The organism is Arthrobacter sp. ISL-95 (assembly GCF_018613695.1).
GTDB lineage: Bacteria > Actinomycetota > Actinomycetes > Actinomycetales > Micrococcaceae > Arthrobacter.
The window spans coordinates 55,344-67,552 of sequence record NZ_JAGGPR010000003.1; the positions used below are offsets into that span (position 1 = coordinate 55,344).

8 protein-coding genes and 1 tRNA gene are annotated in these 12,209 nt (G+C 62.6%); 6 read left to right on the plus strand and 3 right to left on the minus strand.

Annotated elements, in window-relative coordinates:
* Positions 1–4: 4 nt before the first annotated feature.
* Positions 5–2,233, plus strand: a complete 2,229-nt coding sequence (locus J7I86_RS02530; protein WP_214815222.1) for a prolyl oligopeptidase family protein — start codon at positions 5–7, stop codon at positions 2,231–2,233.
* A 145-nt stretch (positions 2,234–2,378) separates the two neighbouring features.
* Positions 2,379–2,466 (plus strand) — tRNA-Ser (locus J7I86_RS02535).
* An 85-nt stretch (positions 2,467–2,551) separates the two neighbouring features.
* Here J7I86_RS02535 and J7I86_RS02540 read toward each other — a convergent pair.
* Positions 2,552–3,982 (minus strand): MFS transporter, encoded by a 1,431-nt coding sequence (locus tag J7I86_RS02540; protein WP_214815225.1) that lies wholly within the window; start codon positions 3,980–3,982, stop codon positions 2,552–2,554.
* A 166-nt stretch (positions 3,983–4,148) separates the two neighbouring features.
* Positions 4,149–6,314 carry an ATP-dependent DNA helicase RecQ gene (locus tag J7I86_RS02545; RefSeq protein ID WP_214815227.1) on the minus strand — a complete coding sequence of 722 codons (2,166 nt, stop codon included), beginning with the start codon at positions 6,312–6,314 and terminating at the stop codon, positions 4,149–4,151.
* A gap of 125 nt (positions 6,315–6,439) precedes the next feature.
* Here J7I86_RS02545 and J7I86_RS02550 point away from each other — a divergent pair, with 125 nt between their 5' ends.
* The 4 genes from J7I86_RS02550 to J7I86_RS02565 all read left to right on the plus strand — a co-directional run bounded on the left by J7I86_RS02550 (position 6,440) and on the right by J7I86_RS02565 (position 10,145).
* Positions 6,440–7,858, plus strand: a complete 1,419-nt coding sequence (locus J7I86_RS02550) for a phosphomannomutase/phosphoglucomutase (protein WP_214815229.1) — start codon at positions 6,440–6,442, stop codon at positions 7,856–7,858.
* Positions 7,859–7,866: 8 nt separating this feature from the next.
* Positions 7,867–8,322 carry a hypothetical protein gene (locus tag J7I86_RS02555; protein ID WP_214815231.1) on the plus strand — a complete coding sequence of 152 codons (456 nt, stop codon included), beginning with the start codon at positions 7,867–7,869 and terminating at the stop codon, positions 8,320–8,322.
* Positions 8,323–8,344: 22 nt separating this feature from the next.
* Complete coding sequence (locus J7I86_RS02560; protein WP_214815233.1) at positions 8,345–8,815, plus strand: Rrf2 family transcriptional regulator; 471 nt, start codon at positions 8,345–8,347, stop codon at positions 8,813–8,815.
* Between the two features lie 172 nt (positions 8,816–8,987).
* Positions 8,988–10,145, plus strand: a complete 1,158-nt coding sequence (locus J7I86_RS02565; RefSeq protein ID WP_214815235.1) for a globin domain-containing protein — start codon at positions 8,988–8,990, stop codon at positions 10,143–10,145.
* A gap of 140 nt (positions 10,146–10,285) precedes the next feature.
* On the opposite strand, the gene J7I86_RS02570 is transcribed toward J7I86_RS02565, so the two are convergent.
* A complete protein-coding gene (locus J7I86_RS02570) occupies positions 10,286–12,112 on the minus strand; it encodes a phosphoenolpyruvate carboxykinase (GTP) (protein WP_214815237.1) in 1,827 nt (608 codons plus the stop codon).
* Between the last annotated feature and the right edge of the window lie 97 nt (positions 12,113–12,209).

Here is a 12,209-nt window from a genome sequence, read left to right on the forward strand (position 1 = left end):
GGCGATGACCACCACAGAAGCTGATCAGTCGCCACTTCCCGAGAATGAGACCGCGCAGGCCCGCGCCCCGCGGCACGCAGCGGACGTCGCGCCTGAGCCCACGGATGAAAACGTTTGGCTTGAGGACATCCACGGCGAAGAGCAACTGGCGTGGGTCCGCGAGCAGAATGCCCGCACCGAGGAATTGCTGGAGGACGCCGAGTATGCGGCCGTTGAGGCCGGCATCCTGGAAGTCCTCGACTCCACCGATCGCATTGCCATGGTCTCCAAACGCGGGGATTTCTACTACAACTTCTGGAAAGACCAGGAACACCCCAAGGGACTCTGGCGCCGCACCACGTGGGAGAGCTATCTCAGCGATGAACCCGAGTGGGACGTCCTGCTTGATATCGATGCCCTTGCTGCCTCCGAAGGCATCGAATGGGTCTTTCATGGTGCCGGTTTCCTCCGCCCGGCCGACGGTTCCGAGTACCGCCTGGCCATGGTCTCACTCTCCCCCGACGGCGGCGACGCTGACCGGCACCGCGAGTTCGACGTCGAATCCCGCACCTTCGTGGAGGGTGGTTTTGACCTGCCGACAGCCAAGGGCAATGTCAGCTGGCTGGATGCTGACACTTTGCTCGTCTCCAGCACTGCGGACGGACTACCGGCCACCACCTCGTCTTATGCGAGGACGGGTGTAAAACTTCGCCGCGGTCAGTCCCTGCCCGACGCTGAGCGACTCTTCGAAATCCCTGAGGACCACATGCTGGCCATGGTGGCGCACGACTCAACCCCGGGCTATGAGCGGACCTTCGCCGTGGACTACATCGACTTCTACAACCGGCGTACGTCCCTGCTGAGCGACGACACTTGGATGGCAATCGACGTTCCCACCGACGTGAACATCAGCGCCCACCGGGACTGGCTGCTCTTCCGTCCGCAGGAGGACTGGGATATTGCCGGAGTTGTCTACCCGGCCGGTTCATTGCTGGCCGCCGACTTTGACTCGTATCTGGCAGGTTCACGTTCAATGCTGGTCCTGTTCACCCCGGATGCCCACACGTCATTGCAGTCCTGGAGCTGGACCAAGGACCATCTCCTGCTGAACCTCCTGCGCGATGTCTCCTCCGAGATCCGTGTGCTGGACCCTGCCCGTCCCGATTCCGAGGGCGGCTGGACATCTACGGTCCTGGACGCCTGCCCTCCCCTGCACGACGTCAATGCCTATGCTGTGGACGACGAAGACGCCGGCGCTGAAGGCAACGACTTCTGGCTGGTTGCCACGGGCTTCACGACGCCCTCCACCTTGATGCGAGGGACACTTGTTGCTGCCTCTGCCGAGGGCTCCGGGGTGGCGAGCCGGCATGCCGAGGTGAAGCGGTCGCCGTCGTTCTTCAACGAGTCCGACTACGAAGTCCAGCAACACTTCGCCGTTTCCGCCGACGGGACCAAGGTTCCCTACTTCCAGGTCGCCTCCAAGGACCTGGTGTTGGACGGCCAAAACCCCACCCAGCTGTCCGGCTATGGCGGCTTCGAAATTTCACGGACACCTGCGTACAGCGGGACAATTGGCCGGGCTTGGCTTGAGCGCCGAACCTTGGGCGTAGCGTCCGACGACGGGGCTGCCGCCCACTCGCGGGGCGGCGTCTACGTAGTTGCCAACATCCGCGGCGGCGGCGAATATGGTCCCTCCTGGCACCGTGCGGCACTCCAGGAAAACCGGCACCGCGCCTACGAGGACTTCGCTGCCGTGGCGAAGGACCTCATTTCGCGGGGCGTCACCAGCCGACGTCGCCTGGGTTGCGTCGGCGGTTCCAACGGAGGCCTCCTGGTGGGCAACATGCTGACCCAGTACCCGGAATTGTTCGGTGCATTGTCCTGCGGGGTGCCGCTCCTGGATATGCGCCGCTACACCAAACTCTCCGCTGGATACTCGTGGATTGCCGAATATGGTGACCCCGATGTCCCGACGCAGTGGGAGTTCATCCGCACGTTCTCGCCGTACCACTTGCTTCACGACGGTGTGGAATATCCGGAGACCTTCATTTGGACTGCCACCTCGGATGACCGTGTGGGACCCGTCCAAGCCCGCAAAATGGCAGCGCGCATGCAGGCCATGGGCATCCGGAACGTCTGGTTCCATGAAGCCTTGGAAGGCGGCCACGCGGGGGCATCGGACAACAGGCAGGCGGCGGCGCTGCAGGCCCGGAGCAACCACTTCCTGTGGCGTTCCTTGGCCGGGAGCCATTGACCCCTCGGGTTCGATGGTTCCCTGCTGACAGTGCCGTGCGAACGGTATGGCTGGCAGGGAACCATCGAAATGAGCGGCTTGGCTGAGGCTGTTTTGCGCTCGACGGCTCGTTCTGCGTATCCTTGGTGGGCTAGCAATAGCAAAGGGAGACGTGCCAGAGCGGCCGAATGGGCTTCACTGCTAATGAAGTGTGGGGCACAACTCCACCGGGGGTTCAAATCCCCCCGTCTCCGCGAATTGGTCCCGGTTTTCGAACCGGGACCTTTTGCGTTTAAGAGTGGCCCCTCTCCCCTCGGGTCACCAGGACAGGGCGGACGCCTAGCCGCGTTTGGCGCCGCCGCTAACTTCGGCTCCTGCGTGACGGTGAAGGCTCAGACTGTCTGCAGTGCTGATCAGCATCAGCACGGCCATGGCAATGAAAGCCCCTTTGTAGGCCGCCACCTGATCCGGGCCGAACACATGGGTGGTTTCGAACAGGCGCAGGAACAGAGCGCCCACCGCGATGCCTGCTGCCGCCGCCAACTGAACGAGCGTTGCGGAGATGGCATTGGCTGAGGGTAGCTGCCCCGGGACGATGTCCGCGTACTGCACTGAGGCGTATGCGGAGAAACCGATGGAGCGGAACGCGCCACTGAACAGCAGCAGGGCGAAGATCAGTGGCTCGGGTGTCTGGGCGTCCAGTAAGGCGCACAACGCAAAGGTCACAGCGGAGGCAAACGACGCAAAGACCAGCACCGGTTTGAACCCAAAGCGCCTTATCAGAGGCGTGGTGGCCGGTTTAATCCCGATGTTGCCCACGAAAACGGCCGCCACCATCACCCCGGCCTTCAGGGGATCCCAGCCGAACCCGTCCTGGAACATCAGGGGCAGGAGGAAAGGAACCGAACAGATGGTCAGCCGGTAAATGAAACCACCCGTGGAAGTAGCCCTGAAAGTCCTGGTGCCAAAGACGCTGAGATTGAACAGTGGAATGCGCGCCTTCCTCATCCACCACACTGCACCGGCCAAGGACAGCAGACCTCCAACCACCACCGCCAGGGCGAGCACATTGGACGAGTGACCGCCCAGGGTTTCCAGTCCTACCACCAGGGCACCCACGCCAACTGTAGTGAGAAGAAGCCCCAACCAGTCGAGGCGGCGCTTGGCATCAAACGTTGTTCGCGGCACCAGCCTGAGTGCTGCAATGAAGGCGGCAAGGCCCAGTGGGACGTTGATGATGAAGATCCAGTGCCACGACAGGAAAGTGGTCAGTGCCCCGCCCACCATCGGAGCCAGGACCGGAGCCAGCAGGCCAGGCCATACAAGATATGCGGTGGCACGGAGAAGCTCCGATTTTGGGGTGCCGCGCAGGACCACCAGGGTGCCCACGGGCACCATCATGGCCCCGCCCGTTCCCTGGGCCACGCGGCTCAGAGTCAGCATAGTCAGGTCCGTACTGATGGCGCAGAGTAACGAGGCGACGGTGAATACCGATATCGCGAGGCAGAAGATCCTGCGGGCACCGAATCGCTCGGCAAGCCAACTGCTCAACGGGATACCCATGGCCACCGTCACCAAGTAGGCGGTCATGGTGATGTTGATGTCCGCTGGTGCCACCCTGAAGTCCGAGGCGATGCTGGGAATGGCAGTGGTAAGGATCGTCCCGTCGAGGAACTCCATGAAGAACGTTGCTGCAACCAACAGGGCCAAGCGCGGCCGCCAACTGGTTTCGTCGGAAGTTTCGACGTCGGCGCTGGGTTTTGTGCTCATGGCTCCGGTCCAAGTTCTGGCTGGTGGCCCGCGACGGGCAAGCAGGCGTGTTTGCTCGATCCTATAGACGCAGAGTGGGAGCGATCACAACATGACGTAGTTCTACCGGGTGTGAGTCCTTCCCAGGCAAGCCAGTATCCGGTCTGAGCCCACCCCGGAAGGGACCCTAGCCCGCCTGCGCCAGCGCCAGTGGGAGAACGGCAGCCACGCCGACTTGGCGCAAGGCCCGGGCAGATACGGTCATGGTCCAGCGGCTGTCAATGATGTCGTCCACCAGCAACACGGGCTGCCCTCCCGTACCCGCCAATGCCTGGGCGAGTTCGGGGCCCACAACGAGGCGGTCCCAGACGCCGGCCAACCTGTAGGCACTGTTGCCCCCACGCGCACCGGTGGGCCCTGCGTGTTGGGGCTGCAACTGGCCCAGGTAAGGCATTCGTCCTATTCCGGCAATTCCCTGTGCCAAAGACTCCACCAGTTGGGGCTTGCTCCGGGACGGGATGCTGACAACCGCCACCGGACGTCCGACGCCGCTCCACGGTGTTCCCCCCTCGGCCCCCGACCATTCGCGCAGGACTTGGACGCAAGCCTGCAGCATGGCGGGATCCACGGCGCGGTCCGGAGCCCCTGCGGCGAACAACTCCCTCAAGGCACCGCCCCAACCCAGGTCGGTGAGCCTGGCAAGGATCCGTCCTTCGGAGAGGCTCTCATCCGGCTTGATCTTTCCCTTGACCGCCACACCCAGCCGGTCCATGCCGCTGGGCCACTGAAGGCGCGGCTCAACGGCCAGGCCCGCGCGCCGGAGAGTCTGGCCAGCGGCGTCGGCTGCCGAAGCCGCCACATCTACAGGGAACCAACGCCCGGCGCAGTTGTCGCAGCGTCCGCAAGCGGCTGCGGTTTCGTCATCCAGGACGGAGGTGATGAATTCCATGCGGCAGCCGGCTGTGTCTTGATAAATCACCATGGAATCCTGCTCATCCACGCGGGCCTCAGCGATGCGTGCATAGCGCTCGGCGTCGTAGTTCCACGGCGTGCCGGTCGATCGCCAACCGCCCCCAACGCGTTCCACCGCGCCATCAACCGCCAGGACTTTGAGGAGCAGCTCCAAAGGGGTGCGGCGGAGGTCTACACGGGCTTCCAGTGCGACAGTGGAAAGGGCTGATCCTGCCTCCCCCAGTACGCTCAGCACGGCGTCGGCTTTCTCGGCCGATGGCATGGACGCTGTGGCGAAGTATTGCCAGATTTCGCGGTCTTCGGATCCCGGCAGCAACAGGACATCTGCATTGGCTGCTCCACGGCCCGCACGGCCAACCTGCTGGTAGTAGGCAACTGGAGACGACGGAGCACCCAGGTGGATCACGAAGCCCAGATCCGGTTTGTCGAACCCCATACCCAGCGCGGACGTGGCCACAAGGGCTTTCACTTGGTTGTCCTTGAGGAGTTGTTCAGCCCGCTCCCGGTCTGCGGGGTCCGTCCGTCCCGTGTAGGACAGGACGTTGTGTCCGGCCTCGGCAAGGAGCCGCGCAGTGTCCTCTGCTGCCGAGACAGTGAGCGTGTAGATAATGCCGCTGCCGGGCATGTCTGCAAGGTGGGTCAGCAGCCATCCGAGGCGATCCCGGGAATCGGGCAGCGTCAGGACACCGAGCCGCAATGATTCACGACCCAGAGCGCCGCGGATGGTCAGCACTCCCGCGCCCAGTTGTTCCTCGATGTCGTGAACCACCCTGGAGTTGGCCGTGGCCGTGGTGGCCAAGACGGGGACAGAGCCCGGCAGTTGTGCAATGAGATCCGCAATGCGGCGGTAATCGGGACGGAAATCATGTCCCCAGTCCGAAATACAGTGAGCCTCGTCAATCACCAGAAGCCCGGTTCGACGAATAAGCTCCGGGAGCTGGTTCTCCCTGAAGGAAGGGTTGGTGAGCCGTTCCGGGGAGACCAGAAGGACATCTACCTCGTCCGCGGCCAACTGGGCCAGGACTGTGTCCCACTCCAGGGCGTTCGCGGAGTTGATGGCGACGGCCCGCACCCCGGCCCGGGCAGCAGCGGCCACTTGATCACGCATGAGGGCAAGCAAAGGCGACACAATGAGCGTTGGTCCGGCGCCCCGCCGACGCAGCAGCAATGAAGCCACAAAGTAAACCGCGGACTTACCCCAGCCGGTGCGCTGTACCACCAAGGTCCGGCGGCCTGCGTCCACCAAGGCCTCGATGGCTTCATACTGTCCGTCATGGAACTGCGCTTCAGGGTGACCCACCAACTCACGAAGGCACGCCAGCGCCTGCTCATGGGTAGGTGATTGCACGGAAACGGCAGCGATTGGGGAGTTGTTGGCCATCAACCCAGTATTCCAGCCGACCCTGACAGCCAGAACCCGACTGCCTCGCTATGTGGACAAACACTATCCACAGGTCAAGTCTTCAGGTTCAACCCCAACTGCGTTGCCACAGTAGGATTGAGCCCGTGACTAGCGAGCAGAACAAGACATTCGACCTCTCGGCTTCCTTCAAGGCGTACGACGTCCGGGGCATCGTGGGTGAAACCATCACGGCTGAAATCGTCGAGGCCGTTGGTGCTGCCTTCATCGACGTCCTGGGCTTGGAGGGTGAAACAGTACTGGTTGGCGGCGACATGCGTCCCTCCTCCCCGGAGTTCATCCAGGCCTTTGCCAACGGGGCTGCCACGCGTGGCGCTAATGTCCAGTTGCTGGACCTCATTTCAACCGACGAGCTTTACTACGCCTGCGGGGCCTTGAACGCTGCCGGCGCAACGTTTACCGCCAGTCACAACCCCGCCGCGTACAACGGGATCAAGATGTCCAAGGCCGGCGCCCAGCCCATATCCTCCGAGAGCGGCTTGAAGGAAATCCAGGCCCTCGCTGAGCAGTACCTGAACACCGGCATGATCCCCGCGGCGGCCACCCGCGGCGAGATCGGCGTCCAAGACGTCCTGAAGGACTACTCCGAGTACCTTCGGAAGCTCGTTGACCTTTCCGGGTCCCGTCCTCTCAAGGTCGTGGTAGATGCAGGCAACGGCATGGCCGGCCTCACCACCCCCGCCGTGCTCGGTGACAAACTCCTCCCGGCGCTGCCCTTCGAAATCGTTCCCCTCTATTTCGAACTCGACGGCTCGTTCCCGAACCACCCCGCCAACCCCTTGGAGCCGGAAAACCTGCGCGACCTCCAGGCCGCCGTCGTCAAGCACGGCGCGGACATCGGCCTCGCATTCGACGGCGACGCGGACCGCTGCTTCGTCATTGACGAAAAGGGCGAGCCCGTTTCCCCTTCTGCGATCACCGGCATGGTGGCCCGGCGAGAGATTGCCCGCGCCCAAGCCTCGGGTGAAGAGAACCCCGTGATCATCCACAACCTCCTCACCTCCAAAGCTGTGCCCGAGCTTGTTGCCAAGGACGGCGGCCGTGCCGTACGGACCCGTGTTGGACACTCCTTCATCAAGGCCGTCATGGCCGAGGAAGGTGCAGTATTCGGTGGAGAGCACTCGGCACACTTCTACTTCCGGGATTTCTGGAACGCTGACACCGGCATGCTCGCCGCCATGCACGTCCTCGCTGCCTTGGGTGAGCAGGATGGTCCGCTCTCCGAACTCGGCCGCCAATACGAGCCCTATGTCTCCTCCGGTGAAATCAACTCCGAGATCGAGGACAAAGCCGGTGCCGTGGAACGCGTTCGCATCGACTTCGAAACCGAAGACATCGACATCGACCACATGGACGGCAGCACGTTCACGGCCAAGGACGGCAGCTGGTGGTTTAACCTCCGCCCGTCCAACACCGAGCCCTTCCTTCGCTTGAACGCAGAAGCCAAGGATCAGGCAACCATGGAGAAGATCCGGGACCGCGTTCTGGCCCTGGTCCGGTCCTAGGAACCAGCATGAACGAAGAACCAGCCACCGCGCCCAGCGAGGGCGAATCCGTCCAGGACCGTGAACTCCGCGAGACGCTGGGCACAGCACTCGGGACGGCCCAGGAACATATTCAGCAGAACGGCGGGTTCTTTCCGTTCGGCGTCACACTCTCGAACGATGACGAACTGCGGATAGTCATGATCGCCCCGGGCGAGCCGGACGATAATGGCGAGGTGGATGCCGGCCAGATGTTGACCGACATCCACGAATTGCTGCGCCAAGGCCGTGATGATTTCAAGGCTGTAGCTGTTGTGAGTGACGTCAGCCTGCCGGATCATGGATCTGACGGCATTCATGGTGCAGCCGAACACAGGGGCGGCGAAGTCCGTGCGGCCATCATTCCGTACACTCCCACGGTGGACGGTTTAGAATTTAGGGCCATGGAGCCCGATACCCACGAGCCATCCATCTGGGTGGACTAGACCTTACCCGTGAGCTGATCCTATGAAAATCAATGCCTTCGCAGATGTCAGCCTCCGCGCCATCATGGTGTTGGCCGCTGCTCCCGAGGGCACACTGCTTACCACCCAAGCGGTGGCCGATGCCGTGGGGACACCGTACAACCATGTCAGCAAGGCAATGGTCCGCTTGCGGGCGCTGGGCTACATCGACGTTGAACGGGGACGGCTCGGCGGTTCCCGGCTCAATGAATCCGGTCGGAGGGCCACCGTTGGAGAAGTCCTCCGGCATCTGGACAGCCGCCAGGATCCAGCGGAGTGCCAATCCCCCACAAAGAACTGCCCGCTCATCAATGAGTGCGGCCTGCGCCACGCGATGAACCGGGCCAGGGAAGCGTTCTACACCGAGCTCGATACCGTGGTGATCGCTTCCCTCCCCCATGCACGCCAGATGAACCCGGTGTTCCAATCCATCGGGCTGCGGCCTGAGTTCAGGACCCCTGCGACCCAGTCGTAGCTGTTCCAGGGCAGGCAAAACCCTTTCCGATAGCTCCCTCGATTGGGCATGCCAAGCGGAACCCATCCAGTTTGCACAACTCTTCTACGCGGTGTAGAACTTGGGATATAAATATATGCATTCCAATGCCTATATATTCGGCCGGGCAGTCGGCCCCTACACCAGGAGAACCATGCTCTCGGAAAAGTCCCGCCCTATCATCGAAGCCACTTTGCCCCTGGTTGGTACCCGGATCAGCACGATCACCGTCGACTTCTACAACCGACTTTTTACAGCACACCCTGAGTTGCTCGACGGGTTGTTCAGCCGTTCCAACCAGCGCTCCGGCGACCAGCAGCGGGCCTTGGCCGGGAGCATTGCGGCCTTCGCTACCCACTTGATCAGCAATCCAGGCACCCTCCCGGAAAAGGTACTGTCCCGCATTGCACATAAACATGCTTCCCTCGGAATCACCGAGGATCAGTACGGAGTGGTCTACGAGCACCTCTTCGCAGCCATCGCAGCTGACTTGGCCGAGGTCATCACGCCGGAAATCGCCGAAGCATGGACAGAGGTCTACTGGCTCATGGCCGATGCCCTGATCAAGCTCGAGAAGGACCTCTACGCTTCACAGTCGAACAGCAAGATGTGGATGCCGTGGCGGGTCACAGCCAAGGATCCGGCGGGCACGGACGCCACGACCTTCACCCTGGAGCCGGCCGACGACACCCCGGTGACGGCAGCAAAGCCAGGCCAGTACGTCAGCGTCAAGGTCCAGCTCCCCGATGGACTCCGCCAGGTTCGCCAGTATTCGCTGTCCGGTGACGCAGGCACCAGCAGGGTCTTCACTACCAAGCTGAACGACGGCGGTGAGGTATCCACAGCCCTGCACACCGGCGTCGAACCTGGCGACCTCCTTGAGATCTCAAACCCGTACGGCGAAATTACCCTCAAAGAAGGAGACGGCCCGGTCATCCTGGCATCGGCGGGTATTGGCTGCACTCCCACGGCGTCCATCCTGCGGGCGCTCGCGCAAACAGGTACGGGCCGGCAGGTGATGGTGCTTCATGCTGAGAAAACCATGGAGAACTGGGCACTCAGCGGACAGATGACGGCGGACGCCGCGAAAATTGACGCCGACCTGAAGCTCTGGCTCGAAACACCGCATGCCTCGGCCAGCCAAGGATTCATGTCGCTGCGCGAAGTGGACATGCCCGCAGACGCCTCGCTTTACCTTTGCGGGCCCCTCCCCTTCATGAAGAAGATCCGCGACGAAGCCATCGACGCAGGGATCCCGGCCACCCGCATTCATTACGAAGTGTTCGGCCCAGACGTTTGGCTCGCCAGCTAAGTCCCGGCGCGACTTGAGTCACGGCACGACTTGAGTCACGGCACGACTTGAGTCACAGCACGACGGCGGCCCGCCACCTTTCATACGAAAGGTGACGGGCCGTCGTCGTTCACTTAAGAACGCCGTTGTTCCTAAGAGGTCTAGCCCAGACGGGTCTTGAGACCGTCCAGTTCAGACTGGAGTGCCACCGGGAGGGACTCGCCGAAGTTGGCGAACCATTCCTCGATGGACGCCAGCTCGGTTGCCCACTCCTCAGGGTCGACCCGAACAGCCGATTCAACCTCAGCCGGAGTCATGTCCAGGCCTTCGAGATCCATGGATTCACCGGTCGGTACGAAACCGATCGGAGTTTCCACGGCGTCGGCCTTGCCTTCGAGGCGCTCGATGGCCCACTTGAGCACACGGGCGTTGTCCCCGAAGCCAGGCCAGGCGAAGCCGCCCTCAGCCGTACGACGGAACCAGTTGACCAGGAAGATCTTGGGCAGACGCTCCGGGTTGGCCTTGGCGGACAGGTTCACCCAGTGGTTCAGGTAGTCGCCTGCGTCGTAGCCGATGAACGGCAGCATGGCCATGGGGTCGCGGCGGACAACGCCAACGGCACCGGCGGCAGCAGCCGTGGTTTCGGAGGACAGGGTTGAACCCATGAAGATGCCGTTTGACCAGTCGCGGGCCTCGGTGACCAACGGGATGGTGGTCTTGCGGCGGCCGCCGAACAGGATCGCGGACAGTTCCACGCCTTCGGGGCTGAAGTACTCTTCGGCCAGCATGTCGATCTGGTCGATCGGCGTGCAGAAGCGGGAGTTCGGGTGCGCTGCCGGGGCGTCGGAGTCCGGGGTCCAGGACTCGCCACGCCAGTCGGTCAGGTGCGCCGGAGTTTCCTCGGTCATGCCCTCCCACCAGACGCCACCGTCGTCGGTCAGTGCCACGTTGGTGAAGATGCTGTTGCCCTTGGCAATGGCACGCATGGCGTTGGGGTTGGTGCCCCAACCGGTGCCCGGTGCGACGCCGAACAGGCCGGCCTCGGGGTTGACGGCGCGGAGCTCGCCTTCCTTGCCGAAGCGCATCCACGTGATGTCGTCGCCCAGGGTCTCAACTTTCCAGCCCTTGATAGTGGGGTCGAGCAACGCGAGGTTGGTCTTGCCACAAGCGGACGGGAAGGCAGCAGAGACGTAGTAGGTCTTCTGCTCGGGGGAGGTCAGCTTGAGGATGAGCATGTGCTCGGCCAGCCAGCCTTCGTCGCGTGCCATGACCGAGGCGATGCGCAGCGCGTAGCACTTCTTGCCCAGGAGGGCGTTGCCGCCGTAGCCCGAACCGAAGGACCAGATGGAGCGCTCTTCGGGGAAGTGCACAATCCACTTGTCAGTGTTGCAGGGCCAAGCGACGTCGGCCTGGCCGGCTTCCAGCGGTGCGCCCAGCGAGTGGAGTGCCGGAACAAAGAAGGCATCGGTCTGCGTGATGCGGTCGAGGACGTCCGTACCAATGCGCGCCATGATGCGCATGGAGGCAACAACGTAGGCGGAGTCGGTGATCTCGACGCCAAACTTCGGGTCCTCGGCATCCAGGTGTCCCATGACGAACGGAATGACGTACATGGTGCGGCCGCGCATGGAGCCGGCGAACAGTCCGCGCAGCTTCTGCTTCATTTCGTCCGGAGCCATCCAGTTGTTGGTGAAGCCTGCATCGCGCTCGTTCTCGGAGCAGATGAAGGTCTGCTCTTCCACACGGGCAACGTCGGCAGGGTCAGAGAACGCCGCGAAGGAATTCGGGAACGTTTCCGGGTTCAGCCGCTTCAGCGTGCCAGCCTCGACCAGTTCGTCGGTGAGCTTCTTGTTTTCTGCTTCGCTGCCATCAACCCAGTGGATGCGGTCCGGCTGAGTCAGCTCGGCAACTTCCTCCACCCAAGCCAGAAGGCGTGCATGCGTAGTAGGTGCCTTCTCAAGCAGCGGCAGTCGCGCCAGATCGCCCATTGCGGTTCCCTTCCTCGGGTTCAGTGGTGTGTCCTAAACGATAGGGGCCGCGGACCAGACCAATCCGCTGTCAGACATCGGACATCCAAAGTGGGTG